This is a genomic window from Mycobacterium deserti, assembly GCF_025345615.1.
GTDB lineage: Bacteria > Actinomycetota > Actinomycetes > Mycobacteriales > Mycobacteriaceae > Mycobacterium > Mycobacterium deserti.
This window is the reverse complement of sequence record NZ_JAODWD010000008.1, coordinates 1-21,730: the sequence shown is the minus strand read 5'-3', so window position 1 is coordinate 21,730 and position 21,730 is coordinate 1. Positions and strand designations below refer to the sequence as shown.

General features: G+C 65.9%; 23 protein-coding genes. 9 read left to right on the top strand and 14 right to left on the bottom strand.

Annotated elements, in window-relative coordinates; all coding sequences use genetic code 11:
* Window positions 1–2,223, top strand: coding sequence for a 1,4-alpha-glucan branching protein GlgB (gene glgB / locus N4S67_RS27440; protein ID WP_260996216.1), 2,223 nt, complete (start codon window positions 1–3; stop codon window positions 2,221–2,223).
* On the opposite strand, the gene N4S67_RS27435 is transcribed toward glgB, so the two are convergent.
* From N4S67_RS27435 to N4S67_RS27425, 3 genes are read right to left on the bottom strand one after another with little or no spacing between them, the layout of a single operon-like run.
* The gene (locus N4S67_RS27435; protein WP_260996215.1) at window positions 2,220–3,110 is read right to left on the bottom strand and encodes a tetratricopeptide repeat protein; all 891 of its coding nucleotides are present in this window, start codon (window positions 3,108–3,110) and stop codon (window positions 2,220–2,222) included. The two genes, glgB and N4S67_RS27435, sit on opposite strands and share 4 nt — an antisense overlap.
* A gap of 13 nt (window positions 3,111–3,123) precedes the next feature.
* Window positions 3,124–3,507 carry a DUF3817 domain-containing protein gene (locus N4S67_RS27430; protein ID WP_260996214.1) on the bottom strand — a complete coding sequence of 128 codons (384 nt, stop codon included), beginning with the start codon at window positions 3,505–3,507 and terminating at the stop codon, window positions 3,124–3,126.
* Between the two features lie 44 nt (window positions 3,508–3,551).
* Window positions 3,552–4,733 (bottom strand): acetyl-CoA C-acetyltransferase, encoded by a 1,182-nt coding sequence (locus tag N4S67_RS27425; protein WP_260996213.1) that lies wholly within the window; start codon window positions 4,731–4,733, stop codon window positions 3,552–3,554.
* Between the two features lie 83 nt (window positions 4,734–4,816).
* On the opposite strand from N4S67_RS27425, the gene mce reads away from it, so the two are divergent.
* Window positions 4,817–5,299 (top strand): methylmalonyl-CoA epimerase, encoded by a 483-nt coding sequence (mce, locus tag N4S67_RS27420; protein ID WP_260996212.1) that lies wholly within the window; start codon window positions 4,817–4,819, stop codon window positions 5,297–5,299.
* On the opposite strand, the gene N4S67_RS27415 is transcribed toward mce, so the two are convergent.
* Window positions 5,296–5,586, bottom strand: coding sequence for a hypothetical protein (locus N4S67_RS27415; protein WP_260996211.1), 291 nt, complete (start codon window positions 5,584–5,586; stop codon window positions 5,296–5,298). The two genes, mce and N4S67_RS27415, sit on opposite strands and share 4 nt — an antisense overlap.
* Complete coding sequence (gene nucS, locus N4S67_RS27410) at window positions 5,586–6,257, bottom strand: endonuclease NucS (RefSeq protein ID WP_260996210.1); 672 nt, start codon at window positions 6,255–6,257, stop codon at window positions 5,586–5,588. Before nucS ends, N4S67_RS27415 begins: the two co-directional genes overlap by 1 nt.
* Before the next feature lie 46 nt (window positions 6,258–6,303).
* On the opposite strand from nucS, the gene N4S67_RS27405 reads away from it, so the two are divergent.
* Together N4S67_RS27405 and N4S67_RS27400 are read left to right on the top strand one after the other, a co-directional pair.
* Entirely contained in the window at window positions 6,304–7,905 is a 1,602-nt protein-coding gene (locus tag N4S67_RS27405) for an adenylate/guanylate cyclase domain-containing protein (RefSeq protein WP_260996209.1), read from the top strand.
* A gap of 71 nt (window positions 7,906–7,976) precedes the next feature.
* Window positions 7,977–9,764 carry a fatty acyl-AMP ligase gene (locus N4S67_RS27400; protein WP_260996208.1) on the top strand — a complete coding sequence of 596 codons (1,788 nt, stop codon included), beginning with the start codon at window positions 7,977–7,979 and terminating at the stop codon, window positions 9,762–9,764.
* 6 nt (window positions 9,765–9,770) lie between these two features.
* Here the strand turns inward: N4S67_RS27400 and N4S67_RS27395 are convergent, their stop codons facing one another.
* From N4S67_RS27395 to N4S67_RS27375, 4 genes are all read right to left on the bottom strand, one after another.
* Window positions 9,771–10,283 carry a hypothetical protein gene (locus N4S67_RS27395; protein WP_260996207.1) on the bottom strand — a complete coding sequence of 171 codons (513 nt, stop codon included), beginning with the start codon at window positions 10,281–10,283 and terminating at the stop codon, window positions 9,771–9,773.
* A 64-nt stretch (window positions 10,284–10,347) separates the two neighbouring features.
* The gene (locus N4S67_RS27390) at window positions 10,348–10,590 is read right to left on the bottom strand and encodes an alpha/beta fold hydrolase (protein WP_260996312.1); all 243 of its coding nucleotides are present in this window, start codon (window positions 10,588–10,590) and stop codon (window positions 10,348–10,350) included.
* Window positions 10,566–11,060 carry an alpha/beta fold hydrolase gene (locus tag N4S67_RS28100; RefSeq protein ID WP_390893553.1) on the bottom strand — a complete coding sequence of 165 codons (495 nt, stop codon included), beginning with the start codon at window positions 11,058–11,060 and terminating at the stop codon, window positions 10,566–10,568. The genes N4S67_RS27390 and N4S67_RS28100 overlap by 25 nt, the downstream gene beginning before the upstream one ends.
* Before the next feature lie 138 nt (window positions 11,061–11,198).
* On the bottom strand, window positions 11,199–12,959 hold the full coding sequence (locus N4S67_RS27375) for an N-acyl-D-amino-acid deacylase family protein (protein WP_260996206.1): 1,761 nt from the start codon (window positions 12,957–12,959) through the stop codon (window positions 11,199–11,201).
* A gap of 77 nt (window positions 12,960–13,036) precedes the next feature.
* Between N4S67_RS27375 and N4S67_RS27370 the strand changes: the two genes are divergently transcribed.
* Both N4S67_RS27370 and N4S67_RS27365 read left to right on the top strand, forming a co-directional pair.
* Complete coding sequence (locus N4S67_RS27370; RefSeq protein ID WP_260996205.1) at window positions 13,037–14,386, top strand: aromatic ring-hydroxylating oxygenase subunit alpha; 1,350 nt, start codon at window positions 13,037–13,039, stop codon at window positions 14,384–14,386.
* Entirely contained in the window at window positions 14,355–15,008 is a 654-nt protein-coding gene (locus N4S67_RS27365; RefSeq protein ID WP_260996204.1) for a TetR/AcrR family transcriptional regulator, read from the top strand. Before N4S67_RS27370 ends, N4S67_RS27365 begins: the two co-directional genes overlap by 32 nt.
* A 16-nt stretch (window positions 15,009–15,024) precedes the next feature.
* Here N4S67_RS27365 and N4S67_RS27360 read toward each other — a convergent pair whose 3' ends face one another.
* The 5 genes from N4S67_RS27360 to N4S67_RS27340 form a co-directional block, all read right to left on the bottom strand.
* Window positions 15,025–16,371, bottom strand: coding sequence for a lipase family protein (locus tag N4S67_RS27360; RefSeq protein ID WP_260996203.1), 1,347 nt, complete (start codon window positions 16,369–16,371; stop codon window positions 15,025–15,027).
* Between the two features lie 65 nt (window positions 16,372–16,436).
* Complete coding sequence (locus N4S67_RS27355) at window positions 16,437–16,991, bottom strand: hypothetical protein (protein ID WP_260996202.1); 555 nt, start codon at window positions 16,989–16,991, stop codon at window positions 16,437–16,439.
* Between the two features lie 156 nt (window positions 16,992–17,147).
* Window positions 17,148–17,936, bottom strand: a complete 789-nt coding sequence (locus N4S67_RS27350; protein ID WP_260996201.1) for an amidohydrolase family protein — start codon at window positions 17,934–17,936, stop codon at window positions 17,148–17,150.
* Window positions 17,929–18,249 (bottom strand): thioesterase family protein, encoded by a 321-nt coding sequence (locus tag N4S67_RS27345; RefSeq protein WP_260996200.1) that lies wholly within the window; start codon window positions 18,247–18,249, stop codon window positions 17,929–17,931. The genes N4S67_RS27350 and N4S67_RS27345 overlap by 8 nt, the downstream gene beginning before the upstream one ends.
* A gap of 108 nt (window positions 18,250–18,357) precedes the next feature.
* On the bottom strand, window positions 18,358–19,017 hold the full coding sequence (locus N4S67_RS27340) for a TetR/AcrR family transcriptional regulator (protein WP_260996199.1): 660 nt from the start codon (window positions 19,015–19,017) through the stop codon (window positions 18,358–18,360).
* Between the two features lie 214 nt (window positions 19,018–19,231).
* Here N4S67_RS27340 and N4S67_RS27335 point away from each other — a divergent pair, with 214 nt between their 5' ends.
* From N4S67_RS27335 to N4S67_RS27325, 3 genes are all read left to right on the top strand, one after another.
* Entirely contained in the window at window positions 19,232–19,549 is a 318-nt protein-coding gene (locus N4S67_RS27335; RefSeq protein WP_260996198.1) for a hypothetical protein, read from the top strand.
* A gap of 71 nt (window positions 19,550–19,620) precedes the next feature.
* Window positions 19,621–21,105, top strand: a complete 1,485-nt coding sequence (locus N4S67_RS27330; protein WP_260996197.1) for a DNA-3-methyladenine glycosylase 2 family protein — start codon at window positions 19,621–19,623, stop codon at window positions 21,103–21,105.
* Window positions 21,105–21,608: a methylated-DNA--[protein]-cysteine S-methyltransferase gene (locus N4S67_RS27325; RefSeq protein WP_260996196.1), complete on the top strand. Its 504-nt coding sequence runs from the start codon at window positions 21,105–21,107 to the stop codon at window positions 21,606–21,608. The genes N4S67_RS27330 and N4S67_RS27325 overlap by 1 nt, the downstream gene beginning before the upstream one ends.
* Window positions 21,609–21,730: the final 122 nt, after the last annotated feature.

The window sequence follows — 21,730 nt, the reverse complement described above, 5'->3', positions numbered from 1 at the left end:
ATGACGCAGACCAAGCAAGACAGCAGTCCGCATCTGCGACCGCACACATCGGACCTCAACCGGTTGTTGGCCGGTGAGCACCACGATCCGCATTCGGTCCTCGGTGCTCACGAATACGACGACCACACGGTCATTCGCGCCTACCGGCCGCATGCGGCCGAGGTGACGGCGCTGATCGGCGGCGAGCGCTATCGGTTCGAGCACATCGAGTCCGGGCTGTTCGCCGTGGCCGTGCCGTTCACCGACCTGGTGGATTACCGGCTCGAGGTGAGCTATCCGGGTGCCAACGGGTCGACCGACGTGCACACCGTCGCCGATGCGTACCGGTTCCTGCCGACGCTCGGCGAGGTGGATCTGCACCTGTTCTCCGAGGGTCGCCATGAGCGGCTGTGGGAGATCCTCGGCGCCCATCCGCGCCGCTTCACCACGCCCGACGGAGTCGTCGACGGTGTCTCGTTCGCGGTGTGGGCACCGAACGCCAAGGGCGTCAGCCTAGTCGGCGAGTTCAACCACTGGGACGGCACCGAGGCCCAGTTGCGGGTCCTCGGCTCGACCGGGGTGTGGGAACTGTTTTGGCCCGGCTTCGAGATCGGCGGACTGTACAAGTTCCGCATCCACGGCGCCGACGGCTCGGTCAGCGACCGCGCCGACCCGATGGCGTTCGCCACCGAGGTGCCGCCGAAGACGGCGTCGAAGGTGACCAAGAGCGACTACACCTGGGAAGACCAGGACTGGATGACCCAGCGCGTGGCGCAGAACCCGGTGTTCGAGCCGATGAGCACGCTCGAGGTACACCTGATGTCGTGGCGACCGGGCCTGAGCTACCGCGAACTGGCGACCGAACTCACCGAATACGTGACTTCTCAAGGTTTTACGCACGTCGAGCTGATGCCGGTGGCCGAGCACCCGTTCGGGGGCTCGTGGGGCTACCAGGTCACGTCGTACTACGCGCCGACCTCCCGCCTCGGCGATCCTGACGACTTCCGGTATCTGGTCGACACCCTGCACCAGGCGGGGATCGGCGTGATCATCGACTGGGTGCCCGCGCACTTCCCGAAGGACGCGTGGGCGCTGGGCCGGTTCGACGGCACCGCCCTCTACGAACACTCCGACCCGCGCCGCGGTGAGCAACTGGACTGGGGCACCTACGTGTTCGACTTCGGTCGCGCAGAGGTACGCAACTTCCTGGTGGCCAACGCGCTGTACTGGCTGCAGGAGTTCCACATCGACGGTCTGCGGGTGGATGCGGTCGCCTCGATGCTTTATCTGGACTACTCGCGTCCGGCGGACGGCTGGACGCCGAACATCTACGGCGGCCGCGAGAACCTCGAGGCCGTGCAGTTCCTGCAGGAGATGAACGCCACGGTCCACAAAGCCGCGCCCGGCATCGTCACGGTGGCCGAGGAGTCGACTTCGTGGCCCGGTGTCACCAGACCGACCAACCTTGGCGGGCTTGGATTCTCGATGAAATGGAACATGGGCTGGATGAACGACACGCTGGAGTTCATCAAGCGCGACCCCATTCACCGCAGTTACCACCACGGCGAGATCACGTTCTCGATGCTGTACGCGTTCAGTGAGAATTACGTGCTGCCGATCAGCCACGACGAGGTCGTACACGGCAAGGGCACGCTGTGGGGCAGGATGCCCGGCGACGACCACATGAAGGCAGCCGGGCTACGCGGCCTGCTGGCCTATCAGTGGGCACATCCGGGCAAGCAGTTGCTGTTCATGGGCCAGGAGTTCGGCCAGCGCGCCGAGTGGTCCGAGGAGCGCGGGCTCGACTGGTATCAGCTCGACGAGCACAGTTTCTCGGCCGGGATTCAGAAGATGGTGCACGACATGAACGCCATCTACGGCAGCCGCCGCGCCCTGTGGTCGCAGGACACCCGCCCCGAGGGCTACTCGTGGATCGACGCGAACGATTCGGCCAACAACGTGCTGAGCTTCCTGCGCTACGGCGACGACGGATCCGTGATGGCGTGTGTGTTCAACTTCTCCGGCACCGAGCACAGCCGCTACCGGCTGGGCCTGCCGCACACCGGGAGTTGGCACGAGGTGCTCAACACCGACGCCGACATCTACAACGGCACGGGGATCGGCAACTACGGTGCGGTCGAGGCGACCGACGAGCCGTGGCACGGTCGACCCGCGTCGGCGGTCATGGTGCTGCCGCCGTTGGCCGCGCTGTGGTTCGAGCCGGCCGACCCGCCTTCGGCCTAGTACAGCGCGTTGGCCAGATTGCGCCGGCCTGCGATGACCTCGGGGTCGGCCGGGTCGAAGAGCTCGAACAGCTCGATCAACCGCGTGCGCACCTTCGTGCGGTCATCGCCCGACGTGCGCTTGACTAGGCCGATCAACCGGTCGAACGCCGCGCCAACGTTCTGCTGCAGGATGTCGACATCGGCTGCGGCGAAGGCGGTTTCGATGTCGTCGGGCGCGGCATCCGCGGCAATCACTGCGCCAGGTGCCCGAGACGTCGCACGCTGCAGGAAGGTGATCTGCCGCACGGCGCCCTTGGCCTCGGCGTGACCGGGGTTGGCGTCGAGGATCGCCTGGTAGGCCGTCAACGCCGCGTCGAAGTCGCCGGCATCGAGATGCGCCCGCGCCTGCGCGACCTCGGGGTCGACCTGTTCGGCTTCTTCACCGTCGGCACCGCCACTGAGCTTTCCCGCAGTGGCATTCAGCAGCGAGTCGACCCACCGGCGCAGTTCCGCCGGGGGCTGTACGCCTTGGAAACTCGACAGTGGTTGGCCCGCGGCCAGCGCGACGACGGTGGGGATGGCTTGCACGCCGAACATCTGCGCAACGCGCGGAACGGTGTCGACGTTGACGGTTGTCAGCGACCATTTGCCGTTGTCGGCGGCGGCGAATTCGGCCAGTGCGTTGCCCAGCTGAATGCTCGCCTCGCTGCGCGGTGACCACAGCAGGACCACCACGGGCACCTCGTTGGACCGGACGAGAACCTCGGCTTCCAGGTTCGCCTCGGTGACCTCGACGCCGGCCGGCGCCGCAGCGCCTTCGGCGGGCGCACTGGCGCGTTGCTTGAGAGCGGACAGATCAACGGCACCGGCAATGGACGCCGCGGCGGGAGGGCGTGGACGACTCACGCCGATAAGTCTGTCACGTCGTTTCGGGTGCTGACCGCCCCGGTTGTGCGCCGGCCGTGGCCACGGCCGGAGCACCCATGCGACCGGTTCGGTCGGCCCATATGAGGAAGATCACACTGCACAGCGGCACGATGCTGGCCAGCAAAGCCAGCAACCATGTGGTGGCCGCCCACTTGAACGAGATACCGGCGAGCAGGGCGGCCACGACGAAGGCGATGAAGATCAGCCCGTGCGCCATCCCGAACACCTTGACGCCGATCTCGGTACGCGGCGTGCCGAGGTACTTGAAGTACATCCCGATCAGCAGTCCAACCCAGCTGACAGCCTCCAGCAGGGCGATGAGACGGAACCAGCCGGCAACGGATCGCAGATCAAAAGCGCGAGACATGGCCGCCATTGTGCCGGAAAACCCAGGCGATTACTACAACACGTCGTAGACGCTTACCCGGCACGGAGAATCAGGGCGTCGCCCTGGCCGCCTGCGCCACACAGCGCTGCCACGGCGTAGCCCGATCCCCGTCGCGCCAGCTCGAGGGCGGCGTGCAGGGTGATCCGGGCGCCCGACATGCCGATCGGATGCCCGATAGCTATCGCGCCGCCGTTGACGTTGACCTTCTCGGGGTCGACGCCGAGTTCTTTGGTGGAGGCCAGCGCCACCGCCGAGAACGCCTCGTTGATTTCGATGACGTCGAGCTGATCGATTGAAATGCCCTCGCGGGCAATGGCTTTCTTGATGGCGTTGGCCGGCTGCGACTGCAGCGTGGAATCCGGGCCCGCGACGACGCCGTGGGCGCCGATCTCGACCAGCCAGGTCAGGCCCAGCTCCTGGGCCTTCTCCTTGTTCATCACCACGACGGCGGCGGCGCCGTCGGAGATCTGTGATGCCGACCCGGCGGTGATGGTGCCGTCCTTGCGGAACGCGGGCCGCAGACCGGCCAGGGATTCGACCGTGGTGTTGGCGCGGATGCCCTCGTCCTCGGTGAACTCGATCGGATCGCCCTTGCGCGCGGGGATGCTCACCGGCACGACCTCGTCAGCGAAGACGCCGTCTTTCCAGGCCGCGGCGGCCTTCTGGTGCGACTGCGCCGCGAACTCATCCTGCTGGGCCCGGGTGAACTGGTCGACGTCGTTGCGCTGCTCGGTAAGCGCACCCATCGGCTGGTCGGTGAACACGTCGTGCAGCCCGTCGTAGGCCATGTGATCGAGCACCGTGACGTCGCCGTACTTGTAGCCTGACCGGCTGTCGATGAGCAGGTGCGGCGCCTTGGTCATCGACTCCTGCCCGCCGGCGACGACCACGTCGAATTCGCCGGCGCGGATGAGCTGGTCGGCGAGTGCGATCGAGTCGATGCCCGACAGGCACATCTTGTTGATCGTCAGCGACGGCACGTCCCAGCCGATGCCCGCGGCGACCGCGGCCTGGCGGGCGGGCATTTGCCCGGCACCCGCGGTCAGCACCTGGCCCATGATCACGTACTCGACCGCCGACGCCGGAACCTTCGCTTTCTCCAGCGCTCCGGCGATCGCGATGGCGCCCAGGTCGCTGCCGGAGAAGTCCTTCAGCGAACCCATGAGTTTGCCGACCGGGGTTCGGGCTCCAGCAACAATTACCGACGTCGTCATTTAGTTCCTCCCGGGACTGGGTACTCGATTATGTGGCCCATGACACATTCCGCAAACATCTGTCTCAAGGTTACCGTTACGAAATGACCACCGAACACGTAGACGCACGTCCGGCGCTCGCGAGCGCCCTCGTGACGGCGATCGATCACGTGGGAATCGCGGTGCCGGATCTGGACGCCGCCATCAAGTGGTACCACGACCACCTCGGAATGATCGTCCTGCACGAAGAGGTCAACGAGGAGCAGGGTGTCCGCGAGGCGATGCTGTCGGTGCGCGGGGCGGCCGTCGGCAGCGCCCAGATCCAGCTGATGTCCCCGCTGGACGAGACCTCGACCATCGCCAAGTTCCTCGACAAGCGCGGGCCCGGCCTGCAGCAACTGGCCTACCGCACCAGTGACATCGACGCGCTCAGCGAGCGCCTGCGTGCCGAGGGCGTTCGGTTGCTATACGACGCACCGAGGCGCGGAACCGCCAATTCGCGGATCAACTTCGTCCATCCCAAGGACGCCGGCGGAGTGCTCATCGAGCTCGTCGAGCCGGCCGAAGACCAGCACTCCGCACACTAAGACCACTTGCGCGTCGGGCGCCGGGTTCCACGATGTGTCCAGCACGGCGTGTGCCAGTGCCGACGGTCATCAGCCGCCGATTCGCCCGCATCCGCGGGCCACACCACCAGATGCGCCGTGTTGGGGCGGATCTCGTGGTCACAGCCCGGGCAGCGGTACGTCTTGACCGCGCGCCCTGCTGTTATGGGACGCACCTCGTAGTCGTGCCCGTCGGGTCCGGCCTCGATTCTGCGCACGGGCGGCGGGACCGACGACGGCGGCGGGCGGCGCCGCGGGCGGCGAGGCATTAGAACAACCGGAACTCGTCGCTGTCCATGCCGCGCATCTGGTCGTAATCCAGGATGAGACAACGGATTCCGCGATCGATTGCCAGCGTGCGCGCTTGCGGCTTGATCTGCTGCGCGGCGAACACCCCCGCAACCGGCGCCAGCACCGTGTCGCGGTTGAGCAGTTCCAGGTAGCGCGTGAGTTGTTCGACGCCGTCGATTTCGCCACGACGCTTGATCTCGACGGCCACCGACCGCCCCTGCTCGTCACGGCACAACAGGTCGACGGGGCCGATTGCGGTCATGTATTCCCGACGAACCAGCGTGTAGCCCGGGCCGAGAAGCTCGACGTGTTCGGCCAGCAGCGCCTGAAGGTGCGCCTCGACGCCGTCTTTGACCAGTCCCGGATCGACACCGAGCTCATGGCTCGAGTCGTGCTCGACGGCCTCGATCGTGATCCTCAACTGCTCGCCGGCCTTGTTCTCGACGACCCACAGCGGCAGGTCACCGCTCATCTGCTCGGTCAGCCAGCAGGGCGGGCTCATCCAATTCAGCGGCTTGTAGGCCCGGTCGTCGGCGTGCACACTCACCGACCCGTCGGCCTTGATCAGCAGCAGCCTGCGAGCGGAGGGCAGATGGGCGGTGAGGCGCCCGACGTAGTCGACGGTGCACTGGGCGATCACGAGACGCACCCGGACTACCTTAGGACGCGGGTCGGCGAATTAGGCTCTAGCCACGATGACCGCCACGAAAAGCGTCCCGCAACGGCTGGGCCTCCTGCTTGAGAAGGTGACGCGGCAGAGCGGTCGGCTGGGCACGCCGGATTACGGCTCCTGGTTGCTCGGCAAGCCTTCGGAGAGCCAACACCGTCGACGAGTCCGCATCCAGTTCATCCTCACGTTCTTCCTCCTGATCACCAACTTTCTCGGCATCGCGGTCTCGCTGCTGCTCAACGCGGTCGCCATTCCGGTTCCGAGCGTGTTCTCCGACGCGCCTGCCTGGTTGACCTGGGGCGTCGTTCCGGCCTACATGCTGGTCGCGTTGATTTTCGGTACCGCTTGGATCACCTCGCGGACCGTCGGATCGCTGCGGTGGGCGATCGAAGAGCGCCCACCCACCAAGACCGACCAGCACAACGTGTTCCGCGCTCCGTGGCGGGTGGCCAAGAAGCTGCTTCTCCTCTGGGGCATCGGCGCCGCGCTGCTGACGTTCTTGTACGGCCTGCAGAACTCCGCCTTCATCCCCCGATTCCTGCTCGCAGTCGGTTTCCCGGGCATCGTGGTGGCCACCGCCTGTTACATGATCACCGAATTCGCGCTGCGGCCGATCGCCGCCCAGGCGCTGGAGGCAGGCCGCCCGCCACGCCGGTTGGCGGACGGCGTCATGGGCCGAACCATGACCGTCTGGCTGCTGAGCTCCGGCGTTCCCGTGCTAGGCATCCTCCTGCTCGCGCTGTTCACGCTCTCGCTGCGGAACCTCACCGCGACCCAGCTCGCGGTGGCCGTGATGATCATCGCGGTGATTGCACTGGCTTTCGGACTGATCCTGATGTGGCTGCTGTCATGGCTCATCGCCACGCCTGTCCGTGTGGTGCGGTCCGCGCTCAAGCATGTCGAAGAGGGCGATCTGGACTGCAATCTGGTGGTGTTCGACGGCACCGAACTCGGCGAGCTGCAGCGCGGCTTCAACTCGATGGTCGAGGGTCTCAAGGAACGCGAACGTGTGCGAGATCTTTTCGGCCGCCACGTCGGCCGTGAGGTCGCCGCAGCCGCCGAGAAGCAGCGGCCAAAACTGGGCGGCGAGGAACGCCACGTCGCAGTGATCTTCGTCGACATCATCGGGTCGACGCAGCTGGTGACGGGAAGGCCCGCAACCGAAGTCGTCGAACTGCTGAACCGTTTCTTCACGGTGATCGTCGAGGAGGTCGATCGTCACCACGGCTTCGTGAACAAGTTCGAAGGCGACGCGGCGCTCGCCGTCTTCGGCGCGCCCAATCACCTCGACAATCCCGAGGGAGAGGCGCTCGGCGCCGCGCGCGCCATCGCCCGGCGGATCCGCGAAGAGGCGCCCGAGTGCGATGCGGGCATCGGAGTCGCCGCGGGCGAGGCGGTGGCGGGCAATGTCGGGGCGAAGGAGCGCTTCGAGTACACGGTGATCGGTGAGCCGGTGAACGAGGCCGCGCGGTTGTGCGAGTTGGCCAAGGACAGCCCGGGCCACCTGTTGACCTCCTCCGACACGGTGTCCAATGCTGCCGAAAGTGAGCGCGGTAACTGGACTTTGGGTGAGACGGTGACGTTGAGGGGCCACGACGAGCCGATGCGACTCGCGCGGCCCGCCTGAGGGAGTGCGCGCTCGGTCACATCGCCTCGAGATAAGTGGTACCGAACGTCACGGTAACTACACTCGACGGTATGACGAACGAGGGCCTGCTGCAGATCGAGGACTGCGTGGATGCCGGCGGTGCCATCGTGCTGCCACCCGGCGCCACCTTGATCTCGCTGATCGAGCGGAACATCGCCAATGTCGGGGAGGCCGTGGCGTTCCGATACCTCGACTATGCGGCCGACGAGCGCACTGTCGAGCTGACGTGGGCCCAGCTCGGTCGTCGTATGCGGGCCATCGGCGCAAGAGTGCAGCGCGTCGCTTCGCATGGCGACCGGGTGGCCATCCTCGCGCCGCAGGGACTCGATTACGTCGCCGCGTTCTACGCGGCGGTGAAGGCCGGTGCGATCGCGGTGCCGTTGTTCGCTCCGGAGTTGCAGGGGCACGCTGAACGGCTCGAGACGGCGCTGACCGATGCCCGGCCGACCGCAGTCCTCACCACATCCGCTGTTGCGGACACCGTGCGAGAGTTTCTGCAGCACCGGGATGTCGGCAAAGGTCTCGCAGTCATCGCTGTCGACGAGATCGCCGACGCCGACGGTGCGGCATTCCGTCCAATCATGCTGGAAGTGGACGACGTATCGCATCTGCAGTACACGTCGGGATCGACGCGCGCGCCGGTCGGCATCGAGATCACGCACCGTGCAGTCGGCACCAACCTGCTGCAGATGATCCTGTCTATCGATCTGCTGGACCGAAACACTCACGGCGTCAGTTGGTTGCCGCTCTACCACGACATGGGACTGTCGATGATCGGCTTCCCCGCGGTGTACGGCGGCCACTCGACACTGCTGTCTCCGACGGCATTCATCCGTAGACCGCAGCGCTGGATCTTGGCTCTGGCAGCGGGATCTCGGACCGGACGGGTGGTCACCGCCGCGCCGAATTTCGCCTACGAATACACCGCACAACGCGGCTTGCCGACGCCGGGCGCGGACATTGACCTGAGGAATGTCGTGATGATCGTCGGCTCCGAGCCCGTCAGCATGGCCGCGATCACATCGTTTCGCACGGCCTTCGCGCCATACGGGTTGCCCGCCACCGCGATCAAGCCGTCCTACGGCATCGCAGAAGCCACCTTGTTCGTCTCGACGATCGCGCCCGAGGCCCAGCCGTCAGTGGTCCACCTCGATCGCGACCAGCTGTCCGAGGGACTGGCGGTCCCCGTCGCGGCGGACACGGACGCGGTGGCACAGGTGTCGTGCGGCCAAGTCTCGCGAAGCCAGTGGGCGGTGATCGTCGACCCCGATGCGCACATCGAACTCGCCGACGGACATGTGGGCGAGATCTGGGTGCACGGCGACAACGTCGCCCAACGGTACTGGGGCCTGCCGGACGAGTCCCGTGACGCGCTGGACGCCCGGCTGGAGTCGAGGCTCGACGTGGACAGCCATGCCAACGGGTCGCCCGCTGATGCGCGGTGGCTGCGCACCGGCGACCTCGGGGTGTACCTAGCTGGCGAACTCTACGTCACCGGGCGCCGCGCGGACATCATCACCATCGATGGCAGGCAACACTATCCACACGACATCGAGGCCACCACGACGGAGGCGTCGACCATGGTGCGGCCCGACCATGTCGCGGCGTTCGCCGTCGACGACGGGCTGGTCCTCATCGCCGAGCGCGCGTCGGGTACGCGGCGGGCGGATCGGCTGCCCGCTATCGAATCGATTCGCAAGGCGGTCTGGACTCGTCACAGGCTTTACCCTGTCGACGTCCGATTCGTGCCTGCAGGATCCATTCCGCGAACGACCAGCGGCAAGCTGGCGCGCCGGGCATGCCGCGGCCAGTACCTGCGCGGCGAACTGCGCGGGTGATCCGAATCAGCTGCCGCCGACTTCGGCAGGCAGGGGCGGCGGCAGTGGCGTTGACGGCGTTGCGGTCTCGGCCGGTGACGGCCCAGGGCCAGGGCCAGGGCTGGGGCTGGGGCCAGGCGATGCCTGCGCTTCGTGGAAGTCCACCATCGCCTCCTCGCGGATCACTTTCGAGCCGGCACTGACCGATAAGGCGTTCTTCGTCACGGTGTAGGTGATGCCCTCGTTCTCGGCGGTGAACTCGCTACCGGACTGCGAGGCCGGCACGATGAGCTTGGCGCCGTCGCGCACGCGCACGCCGCGGTACTCGAACTCGCCGCCGGGCGTCTCACAGATCGCCACCCGCGACGTCGCGGTGCTGCCGAACAGGACCGCCGAACCCGGCGTTGCGCAGCGCGCGGTGGAATCGACGTAGCCCTGCGCGTCCGTGGCCGGTGCGGCCCCGGCAGCCGGCAGGCCGGTCGCCGCCAGCGCAGACACAGCGGCAGCGGCGGTGACTATCCGAAAAGGTCTACTCGTCATCAGATTCCACGACACCACACCTTGTGCCGATGCGTGCACCAGAGTGCCGCTTCGTACGAAATCGTTAGATGTTCGCAACCGACGCGTGAGGTCCGAACACGGCGGGCAGCAGGCGATTGAAGATGTCAGCGCGCTCCCACTGCAGGAAGTGGCCGGCGCCCGGAATCACCAGCGGTCCGATGCGATTGCTGAACGCGCGCTCGCACATCGGGACGAATTGCTCGCCGACAGCGTGATCCTCGGGACCATAGAGGATGAGCGTCTCGACGTCGACGGCGTCCATCATCGGGAAATTCGGGCATGGCACGCCCGTAGGCGAGTTGGTACGTCGCCCAGCCGGCTCGCAAGCGGGCCTCGTCGGCGAACGGTTCGGTCATGAAGTCGACATCGGAGTGGTCGAACGCAAACCGTGAGGCCCACAGCCGGTTGGTGTACATCGCCGCAACCCACTGCCTGCGCGCCGCAGGCGACGGCAGCATGGCGGCGAGCTGGTCGGGGAAGGCGCCCTGCATCCAGCGGTAGTCCGCCGTCGGTCGCTACCACGCCGCCCACGTCGCCTGCTGCGATGAGGCACGACGAGTGTCCGAGTCCGTCGTGCACCAACGCGTACAGATCGCGTGCATACGTCACGAGATCGTGTCGGTCGTCTGGCGGGAGGTCGCTGTCCCCCATGCCGCGCAGGTCCGGGGCGATGACCTCGAACCCAGCGGCGGCCAACGCCTCGATGTTGCGCCACCAGATGCGCTTGGTCTCCGGATAGCCGTGAATCAGCAGCACCGGCGTCCCACCGACGCCTTCGCGGACGTATGCCAGCGAAACACCCTCACCGACAGCGGCTTTCTCGATGTTGAATGCGTCGGCGCGCGGTCGTGCCGGCTGGGCCGGCCGGTGGCGTGGCGCATAGCCGAACGACACCTAACGCGCCCCGCGCACCAACCGACCGGGACGCGCTCCCGTGTCCACGCCGTCACGCCGCGTGACGACGCCGCTGACGATCGTGGCGGCATAGCCGGAGGCACCCTGCACCAGCCGGTGCCCACCCGCAGGCAGGTCGTAGGCCATCCGCGGCGCATGCAAGGTGAGGGCGTCCATGTCGATGACGTTGACGTCGGCCTTCTTCCCCACCCCGAGCACACCGCGATCGGTCAGTCCGAACAGTCGCGCGGTGTCGTGGGACTGCTTGCGAATCACGTACTCCAGCGGCAGTTTCGCACCGCGATGGCGGTCTCGCGCCCAATGTGTGAGCAGGAACGTCGGATACGAAGCGTCGCAGATCATGCTGCAGTGCGCGCCGCCGTCGGACAGGCCCAGGACACCGGACGGGTGGGTCATCATCTCGCGGATGGCGTCGTGATTGCCCTCCGAGTAGTTGAACAGCGGCAGCATCAGCATCGCGGCGGCGTCGTTCTGGAGCATCAGGTCGTACATCGTGGCCAGCACGTCGTCTCCGCGCTCGCGCGCGATCGCGGCCACGGTGCGCTCCGCGGTCGGCTCGTAGTCGGGCGGCTCGCCCAACGCGTAGAGCCGGTCTGCAGAATGCTGCGCGAACGCGAACATGCCGTCAAACAACAGCTTCGGGTCGACGGGCAGATCATCCTCGGCCAGAATGGCCGCGCGCACAGCGGGTTCGGCCAGTCGAGCGGCCAATTCGTCGCGTGTGCACTGCGCCTTGAGCCGCCGGTAGGTCGGGCGGTGGGTGAAGGCGTGGTGTCCGGGGAACCCGAGCAGCATGCCGAACGGCCGTGCGGCCACCTGGGGGTGAAGCCGGCTGCCCGCTTCGTGTGCGGCGGCCGACATGTCGAGTTGCTCGCGCCAGAGGTTGGGATCGGCGTCGACTTGGATCAACGCGAAACTCAGCGCGCAGTCGAGCTCCTCGCCGAGTCGCCTCATCCACTCGAGCTCCTTCTTCGGCGCCACGATGTCCTCGCCCGCGGCGCCCTGCGGGGCGAGTTCGAAGACGGCGCCGCCGCCGGCGACCATTGCCCGACCCAGCGCGAACAGTTCGTCCTCGGCCGCGAAGGTGCCCGGCACCGGCTCGCCGTCCATGGCGCGATGGGCTAGCGTGCGCGACGACGAAAAGCCCAGCGCCCCAGCCTCGGCGGCCTCCTGCACCAGCCGACTCATCGCTGCGATGTCCTCGGGGGTGGCGGGCTCGTTACGCGCGCCGCGCTCCCCCATCGCATACGCCCGGACTGTGCCGTGGGCAACCTGACTGCCGATGTCGACGGCGAGTTCGCGGGTGCCGATGACGTCGAGATACTCGGCGTAGCTCTCCCAGCCCCACGTGATGCCCTCGGTGAGTGCGGTGCCCGGAATGTCCTCGACGCCCTCCATCAGCTCGATGAGCCACTGCTCCTGGCCGGGACGAACAGGAGCGAACCCGACGCCACAGTTGCCCGCGACGACGGTGGTGACCCCGTGATTGCTCGACGGTTCCAGCAAGCTGTCCCAGCTGACCTGACCGTCGTAATGAGTGTGGATATCGACGAATCCGGGCGCGACGATCTTGCCGGCCGCGTCGATGGTCTGGGCCGCCTCGCCCTCCAGCGGACCGTCGCCGGGGCCGCGGCGACGGATCTCGACGATTCGTCCGTCCTTCACCGCGACGTCGGCGTTGAAACGCTCACCGCCGGTGCCGTCGACGACAGTGCCACTTGTGATCTTCAGATCGAACACGATTACTCCCACCAAACCCGGGCCGACCGCTACCGTTGGGGACTGTAACACCGTTACAGAGCGGGGAGAGGCGAATCGTGACGCAGACCGTCGGCAATCCAACCCACACCAAGCGCGAGGATGCCATCGGACCGCCGCCGCGGCGCCCTACCCGTGTGCCGTCGGAGCGTTACTACTCGCCGAAGTTCGCACGGCTGGAGACCGAGCGGATGTGGCCGAGGGTGTGGCAGGTCGCCTGCACGGTGGACCACGTCGCCGAGCCGGGCGACTTCTTCGAATACCGTTGCGGCGCCTACTCGGTGTTGATCGTCCGAGGTGACGGCGGCGAGCTGCGGGCCTTCCAGAACGTGTGCAGGCATCGCGGAAACTCGCTGTGCAGCGGCACCGGTACGAACCTGCGCGAACTGCGCTGTGGATATCACGGGTGGACCTGGGACCTGGACGGCGCGCTGAGGCGTGTTCCCCACCGCAAGGGGTTCGGGGCGCTGCCGATGAGCGACCTGCCGCTCATTCCGGTCGCTGTCGACACGTGGGCACGGTTGGTGTTCGTCAACCTCGACCCCTCCGCGATGCCGCTGCTGGAGTATCTGGAGGAAGTGCCGAACGACATCGCCTGGTGCCGACTCGATGAATTCCGCTGCTATGCCACCATGACCGTCGAGGTCGACGCGAACTGGAAGACCATCGCCGACGGGTACAGCGAGACCTATCACATCCAGACCCTGCACCCCGAGCTTCACCGATGCATGGACGATGTCCATGCACCGCAACAGATCTGGGGTCATACCGGCAAGTCCGAGCAGATGTACGGTGTACCGAGCCCGCAGTTGCGTGAATCTTCGACCGACGCAGACGTGTGGGATGCCTACGTGCGGACTCAGGGCGCGCTGATGGGCGTCGCCGAGGACACGCCGTTCCCGGCCGACCAGGCGGACGGCCGGTCGGCCGCCGACCTGATCGCCGAGCGCACAAGGGCGTTCGGTGCCGGGCGTGGTGTCGATCTGCGCTGGGCCACCGACGATCAACTGCTGCGTCTGCACCAGTACAACGTGTTCCCCAATATGACACTGTTGTCGAACGCTGACCATCTGACCGTGATGACGTCGCATCCGGGACCCGACCCGGAACACGGCGAGCTCGTGATGCTGTTGTGGATGCGAATGCCGCCCGACTCGCCGCGCAGCAGACCTGCCGACGTTCGCTTGACCGCTGAGCAGGCCCACCCGGGACTGGTTCTCATTCAGGATATTTCAGTGTTAGCGGGGCTGCAGCGTGGCCTTCGTCAGCCCGGCTTCACCCATCTCGTCCTGTCAAACGAGGAGCGGCGCGTCATCAATCTGCACCGCAACCTCGACCGTTATCTGGACCTGCCCGACTCGGATCGCATCACCGGGGGTGAGTCCGCTGACGCGCCAGACCGGCCATAACGCCAAGAAGCCCGGCGCGTCCATCACGGCCGAGGTGATCCTGGAGACCGCCGCGCGGCTCATCGAGCACGACGGCGTGGATGCGTTGACCATGCGGCGGCTGGCCGAAGAACTCGGCGTCGCAGTCACGTCCATCTACTGGCACGTCGGCGGGCGCGACAAGCTGCTCGACAGCCTGGTGGAGCGCCTGCTCGGCGAGATGGCGACCCTGCCTGTCCAGGGTGCCGATCCGGTCGAGCGCATCGCGTCGCTGGCCCGGCTGCAGCGTAGGGCGCTGATCGAGCGTCAGCACCTGCTCGGCGTCGCGCACGAGCGCGACCGAACTCCGCAGTTGTTTCTGCCGGTTCAGCAGGCGCTGGCCACTGAACTGGCTGATGTCGGAGTGACCGGGGCCGAGGCGGCTCTGGTCCTGCGGGCGATCGAAGTGCACGTCATCTCGTCGGCGGTGATGCAGTTCTCGGCGGTGCGGGGCGCCAAGCACGACGAAGAGGATCCGACGCTGTGGACCGACGACTGGCCGGACCAGGTGTTGGTCGAGGCGTTGCAGTCTCCGACCGACTACGACGCCGTCTTCGATTACGGGCTCACCGCGTTGCTTCGCCCGCTGCGCGACAAGAGCTAGGTCCTCGAACTCCGGGTCACCGGTCGTATTGCGACAGTGGGCGCCGCTCGACTCCACGCCCGGTGACCACCTTGCCACTGACCCTGGCCAGCCGGGCCAGGCCGCGGTACGTCGACGGATTGAGCAGTGTCGGCCAGGTGGTACGCCTCCGGTTCTCGTCCAGCGGCCGCCCGTCGAACCGATCGCGGAGCCACCTCAGCGCCATCGGCGCCGACATCGGATGCAGCATTATGTGCTCGGCGAATCTGTCGCGGTGGTAGGTGACATCGGTGCCGCCGGCGCTGTAGGTGCGTGCCAGTTGGTCGATGTCGTCGACCGAGATGATGCGATCATGGGCCGCCTGCACGATCAGCACAGGCATGGTCGGCGCGGCGATGCCGAGCCTGATGTGGTCGAAGACGTGCTGGACTTCGGGCATGTCCAGGAGCTCCTGCAGGGGACGGTCGAGCATGCTGGCCATGTTCTGTTTCCGTAGCCGAACCACTGCCTGCGCAGTCGTCATCTTCCCGAGCTTCTCGAAGAGCGCTTTACCTTCATCCGAGGCGTGTTCCTCGATGACACGTCGCAAGTCCGGGTAGGTCTGCATGAGTGCGGCCACCACCATCGTGGGCAGCCCGGAGAAAAACTTGCCGTTGAGGCGGTGATACGTGCTGCCGAGATCGCCTACCGGCGAACCGAGCACGGCGCCGACGACATTGAGTTCCGCCGCATAGCCGTCGTACATCTCGGCGGCCCATGCGGTGGCCAGCCCACCGCCGGAGTAACCCCACAGGCCGATCGGGGCCTCCTGGGAAAGTTTCAACGGTGCGAAATTCACTGCAGCCCGCAGACCGTCGAGCACGCAGTAGCCGGGCTCGAAGGGTGCGCCGAACAGACCCAGCGGCCCGCCGTGGTCCGGCACCGAGACCGCCCAACCCTCGGCGAGCGCGGCGACGATCAGCAGCATCTCGAACTGTGCCAGTGCGCCTGCGGCCTTGGCTCGCCGACGCAACGCGTAGGAGGGAAAGCAGCGGCCTGTCACGGCGTCGATCGCGCACTGGTACGACACGATCGGGCACGGCATATCGGGCGTGCGCTCCGACGGGGTCAGGACCGTGGTGACGGTGGTCGAGGCGTTCTTGTTCAGGTCGGTCGTCCGGTAGAGCAGTTGCGTCGCCGTAAAGCGTTGCGGGATCAGTCCCAGGAACGCCAACTGCACCTCGCGAGAGCGCAGAACGGTACCCGGTGCGGTGTGCTCATACCCCGGCGGCGGCTGGTAGAAGGGATCACGAGCGGGAAGCAGCGGGCGGCTGCGGGGACGGAGCTTCTCGTGCGGTGCGGACCACTCGGCTGCGTCGCCGGCGACTTCCACGTGCGAGTCCATCGTCCTACGGTATCCGTCCGTCGCATAGCGTCACGGCTTTGCTCCAGACGTTGCACGCGATCTGGTCACGAATTTCGAAAGGCGGGCGCCGGCTGGTTGTGGATGCCGGTGCCGTACACGTACGTGAGCTGGTGGGCGGCGATGAGCTCGGCGGCTTCCGGTAATACGGGATGCGGTCCGATCGCATCCGCAGCCAGGGCACGGATCCGTCGGTTCAAGCGTGCCGACGCGCGGTTGATCGCCTGCCAGTCCCACGCTCGTGGATCGCCGTATTCGGGGTAGAGCCCCTCCCACTTCGCGACTCGCTTGTCGGTGTTGTGGTTCGTGATGCTCCAGCGCAGCTCTCGGTCCTCGAAAAGCCCACCGAAACTCAACTGGATCAGACCCCAACCCCCAATTGCCTTGCCGTCGAGGATCGGCTGACCACCTGCGCGGACCACATGCAGCATCAGGTGCGGGCCGTGTGCCTCACCCGGCACGTCCTGCGCATCCCTGAAGCGTCGAATGCGCCTGCCGGGCTCGGAGTACATCTCATACAGCGCGAAGTCACCCACGGCGAAAACGGTGTCGAGGACGGCTCGGCGGTCAGCACCCACGGCATAGAACTTCAGGCTCGGCACCAACGAACTATCCCACTGAAATGATCGGCATGAATTATCGAGCTATGGAGCTGTGGTTTCGAGTTCCAGCCACTGTCGTCCACCGCAGAAACTGAAGCCGACCTCAACAGCAGGGCCCCGACCGAATAGAGCGGCACTGCCGCGAAGACTATTTGCCTATCGCCCTGGTGTGTTGGCGTGCTCGATTCGGTAAAGCCGAGCGGCGTTGCCCCACAGAACATCATCGAGGTGTTCGGCACCAACTACGTCGGCGATTGTGTTGAGGTCCTCGTCGCGAAACGGCCGCGGCGCCCGCGTGGACGGCAGGTCGGTACCGAACACCAGAGCACCCGGATTGACCTTCATGATCTCACCGATCGCGTACGCGGGATTCAGATCGAGACGCCCGAAACCGGTGGCTTTCACGTAGGCACCTTTGTCCACCAGGTCCAGCAGGCAATGCAGTCCTTCGGACGAGAGTCCGAGATGGTCGATGCTGACGACCTGGAGTCTTGCGAGTACGGGCGCGATCGCCACCAGGTCGCGCGAAGCTATATAAAGTTCGGCGTGCCAATCGGCGACTTCATGGACGCGGCGAGCGAGGTGTTCAAGGTCTCGGAGCGACGCCGACCCCCCGCGGTGAACATTGAAACGCACAGCCCGAATGCCGTCGGCGGTCAAGGCGCGGATGTCGTCGTCGGTGGTGTCAGACGGTATTTGAGTCACGCCTACGTATGCGGACCCCAGAGTGCGGAGTGCGTGGCGCAGATAGCGCTGATCGAAGCCTTGGAACGATCCTGAAACCACCGCCCCGCCCCGTACATTGAGCTCGGAGACTCTCGTGCGATAGTCCTCAACGGTGAAAGGTGGCGGCAAGTAGCCGTCGTTCGGTATCAGCGGAAAGGCGCGCTCGATAATGTGCAGGTGCGCATCGAAGATGCGTGCGCCGCATCCGAATTCACCCATCACTGTGACTGCTCAAAGCGGCGAGTCTCTGCTCGAACCGCTCGAGGTTGACGATGTTGCGTCGATGGTGGCCCCGACACACAATCGCGTTGCGGTCATCGACAATGACGTCGAACTCGAGCTGGCGACCCTTCATGGCGACAAGCTCCGCATATATGTGCACAGCCGTTCCCGGTAGCGTCGGCGCCTCGTGCGAGAGGTCAACGTACGTCCCCACCGTGCGTTCTTCGGCGTTGAGATGGGGGTGCACCATTCGCATGCACGCCCATTCGACCAGACCGATCAGGTAGCCCGTGGCCAATACCGCAGGCATGCGGGCGAATTCCTCCGACTCAGGTAATAGATGCGGAACAGTCCGCGATGCGGAGACCCTGTACTCGAGGGTCGTGACCATACCCGGCGCTATCGAAGGAGACACGGCTCAAGCCTCCCTGGGAGATGTCCGGCGATTCGAAAGATCGGACGCCAGAAGGGAAGAGGCCACTCGGCGCGCATCGCGCATCGCCGACCGGTCGTCTTCGACTACAACTCGGGCATTGGCTCCATCGATGAGCAACTGCAGATCCGAGCCAAGCCGTTCGGGATCGGCAGCCCCCGCGGCAGACGCTAAGCTCGTCAACATCGTTCGCAGCCATCTCTTGTAATCGAGGATCACGAGACGGGCTGGGTGCCGTGCATCGGGTAGCTCGACGGCGGCGTTGATGAACGGGCAACCGCGAAAGCCCGACTTGCCGTGGCCTTCGGCAAGCCAGTCGAAGACCGCCAGTAGCCGTGCTTCGGCGTCACCGTCGAAGTCGGCCAGCATGGATTCGATCGCTGCTTGGCGATCGCGGCTGCGTCGGTCCAACACGGCCGCAATCAAATTGGCCTTCGAACCGAACTGCGCATACAGCGTCGGCTTGGTCACCGCTGCTTCTGCGGCGATTCGATCCACCCCGACCGCACCTATGCCCTCGGTGTAGAAGATCTCGGTGGCCGCAGCCAGGATGCGCTCCCCAGCGGGGGACGGATCGTTCACGTAACTATACTGACAGGTCGGTATACCGTAGTCAATCGTGGTGCTGCGATACCGCGAGGCCACACGACAGAATCCGTGAAGCACAAGTTGGCGACGTCGCAGTCCGGTATCGCCGGCGAAGTAAAGAGTTCGGTTCCCTGGCAACAGGATTGGAGCGACTACGCACTTCAACGCGATGGTCCACAGACGCTGCCACCCGCGGTTCGCCGGAGACGCGCCACTTCTCACGCAGCGATGATCGCTTCGAAATGCTCACCAGTTTCCTTATAGTCGCATCATGATTGTCCGAACATGGTCGGCGCGCGCGACGAAAGCCGGTGCTCAGTCCTACCACCGGTATTTCGAGTCGATTTTGCTTCCGCAGCTTCATCGGCTGCGCGGGTTCGAAGGCGCATTTCTGCTGGGAAGAGAACAGGAACCTCTGGTCGAGTTGACGTCACACACGCTATGGACGTCCTTGGACGCGATACGAGGCTTCGCCGGTGACGACATCGACGCGGCCGTGGTCGAGCCCGAAGCGTTGGCGATGCTATCTGACAGCGATTCGACCGTTGTGCACCGCTCTGTGCTCCTCAGCGACCGTGGACCGGGGTGAAGGTAGGGCTCGCCGGTGATGATGTCGGTTTTCCGCCAGTCTTGTCGGTTGGGGCGTGTAATCGTCTAGGCATGCACGAGGATTTCGACCGCTGCTACCGGGCCGTCCAGTCGAAGGACGCCCGGTTCGACGGCTGGTTCGTCACCGCCGTGCTGACCACGAAGATCTACTGCAGGCCCAGCTGCCCCGTGCGTCCGCCGTTCGCTCGCAACATGCGGTTCTACCCCACCGCTGCCGCGGCGCAGAAGGCGGGCTTTCGGGCATGCAAGCGGTGCAGGCCCGACGCATCGCCCGGATCGCCGGAGTGGAATGTGCGCGGCGATGTCGTCGCGAGGGCGATGCGGCTGATCGCCGACGGCACTGTCGACCGCGAAGGTGTTTCCGGGCTGGCCGCGCGTCTCGGTTACACGACCCGCCAGCTCGAACGGCTGTTACAGGCCGAGGTGGGTGCCAATCCGCTCGCACTCGCAAGGGCTCAACGCACGCAGACCGCCCGCGTGTTGATCGAAACGACCGAATTGCCGTTCAGCGATGTCGCTTTCGCCGCCGGCTTCTCCAGCATTCGCCAGTTCAACGACACGCTGCGCGCAGTGTGTGATCGGACGCCAACGGAGTTGCGCGTACGTGCGCGTGCACGGTTCGGAGTTGGGGCCGCAGCCGCCGGAGCGCTGTCGTTGCGACTTCCGACGCGGGCTCCGTTCGCCTACGAGGGTGTCTTCGGGCACCTCGCGGCCAGCGGCGTCCCAGGCGTGGAAGAGGTGCGTGACGGCGCCTATCGGCGGACACTGCGTCTTCCGAATGGCAGCGGAATCATCAGCCTGACACCGCAGCCCGACCACGTTCAGTGTCGCATCGTGCTCGACGACTTTCGGGACCTGGCCACCGCGATCGCCCGCTGCCGCCGCCTGCTGGATCTCGACGCGGACCCGGAGGCGGTCGTCGACGCGCTCGGCGCCGACCCGGACCTCAGCGTCTTAGTCGCCAAAGCGCCCGGACAGCGGATACCGCGAACGGTCGACGAACACGAACTCGCCGTGCGGGTGGTGCTGGGCCAGCAGGTGTCGGTGAAGGCCGCACGCACCCACGCCAGACGCATCGCGGACGCCTACGGTCAGCCGGTGGCCGACGTCAACGGCGGCCTGACGCATGTATTTCCGGCGGTGGAGCAGCTCGCCGAGATCGATCCTGTTCATCTGGCGTTTCCCCGGTCGCGTCAGCGAACCCTCACCGCGTTGATTCGCGCGTTGGCCGACGGCGAGGTCGTGCTTGACGCTGGCTGCGACTGGAATCAAGCCCGCGCGCAGCTGTTGTCGCTGCCCGGAATCGGCCCCTGGACCGCCGAGATGATCGCGATGCGCGCCCTGGGCGACCCAGACGCATTTCCCGCCAGCGACCTCGGGGTGCGGCTGGCCGCCGACCATCTCGGATTGGCGTCCGAGGTCAAATCCCTGACCGAGCACAGCGCGCGCTGGCGTCCCTGGCGGTCCTACGCCACCCAGCATCTGTGGACAGCGCTCGATCATGCGGTCAACGAATGGCCACCGAAGGAGCCGTGATGGGAACGGTGCAGTTTCGCTCGATGAACAGTCCGGTCGGCCCATTGACCCTGGCGGGCAAGAACGGCCGGCTGATGCATCTGCGGATGGTGGACCAGACCTACGAGCCGAGCCGCGACGGCTGGGAAGAAGACGACGGCATCTTCGCCGAGGCGGTTGAACAACTCGACGCGTATTTCGCCGGCGAGCGAATCGAATTCGAACTCGAGCTCGACCTTGTCGGTACGTCGTTCCAGCGGCGGGTCTGGGAGGCGCTGTTGACGATCCCCTACGGCGAGACAAGGTCGTACGGCGAGATCGCCAGGCAGATCGGTGCGCCCACTGCATTTCGCGCGGTCGGGCTCGCCAACGGGCACAACCCCATCGGCATCATCGTGCCGTGCCACCGGGTGATCGGCTCGAACGGGAATCTCACCGGGTACGGCGGCGGCATCGAGAAGAAAAAGGCGTTGCTCGGACTCGAGCGGTCCCGGGTCTTCGCGCAGCCGTCACTATTCGAGTGAGACCGCCCCATAGACGACAAATGCCTGTGCCCCCCAATTGAATTGGGGGGCACAGGGCTTAATGTGTGTTCGGCGGTGTCCTACTTTTCCACCCGGGTTGGGCAGTATCATTGGCGCTGGCA

What these genes read in the sequence shown, in the direction of transcription:
- glgB (WP_260996216.1), top strand. Translation starts at nt 1, where the DNA reads ATGACGCAGACCAAGCAAGACAGCAGTCCGCATCTGCGACCGCACACA.
- N4S67_RS27430 (WP_260996214.1), bottom strand. Translation starts at nt 3,507, where the DNA reads ATGGCGGCCATGTCTCGCGCTTTTGATCTGCGATCCGTTGCCGGCTGG.
- N4S67_RS27425 (WP_260996213.1), bottom strand. Translation starts at nt 4,733, where the DNA reads ATGACGACGTCGGTAATTGTTGCTGGAGCCCGAACCCCGGTCGGCAAA.
- mce (WP_260996212.1), top strand. Translation starts at nt 4,817, where the DNA reads ATGACCACCGAACACGTAGACGCACGTCCGGCGCTCGCGAGCGCCCTC.
- N4S67_RS27415 (WP_260996211.1), bottom strand. Translation starts at nt 5,586, where the DNA reads ATGCCTCGCCGCCCGCGGCGCCGCCCGCCGCCGTCGTCGGTCCCGCCG.
- N4S67_RS27405 (WP_260996209.1), top strand. Translation starts at nt 6,304, where the DNA reads ATGACCGCCACGAAAAGCGTCCCGCAACGGCTGGGCCTCCTGCTTGAG.
- N4S67_RS27400 (WP_260996208.1), top strand. Translation starts at nt 7,977, where the DNA reads ATGACGAACGAGGGCCTGCTGCAGATCGAGGACTGCGTGGATGCCGGC.
- N4S67_RS27395 (WP_260996207.1), bottom strand. Translation starts at nt 10,283, where the DNA reads ATGACGAGTAGACCTTTTCGGATAGTCACCGCCGCTGCCGCTGTGTCT.
- N4S67_RS27360 (WP_260996203.1), bottom strand. Translation starts at nt 16,371, where the DNA reads ATGGACTCGCACGTGGAAGTCGCCGGCGACGCAGCCGAGTGGTCCGCA.
- N4S67_RS27350 (WP_260996201.1), bottom strand. Translation starts at nt 17,936, where the DNA reads ATGGGTGAATTCGGATGCGGCGCACGCATCTTCGATGCGCACCTGCAC.
- N4S67_RS27345 (WP_260996200.1), bottom strand. Translation starts at nt 18,249, where the DNA reads ATGCCTGCGGTATTGGCCACGGGCTACCTGATCGGTCTGGTCGAATGG.
- N4S67_RS27335 (WP_260996198.1), top strand. Translation starts at nt 19,232, where the DNA reads ATGATTGTCCGAACATGGTCGGCGCGCGCGACGAAAGCCGGTGCTCAG.
- N4S67_RS27330 (WP_260996197.1), top strand. Translation starts at nt 19,621, where the DNA reads ATGCACGAGGATTTCGACCGCTGCTACCGGGCCGTCCAGTCGAAGGAC.
- N4S67_RS27325 (WP_260996196.1), top strand. Translation starts at nt 21,105, where the DNA reads ATGGGAACGGTGCAGTTTCGCTCGATGAACAGTCCGGTCGGCCCATTG.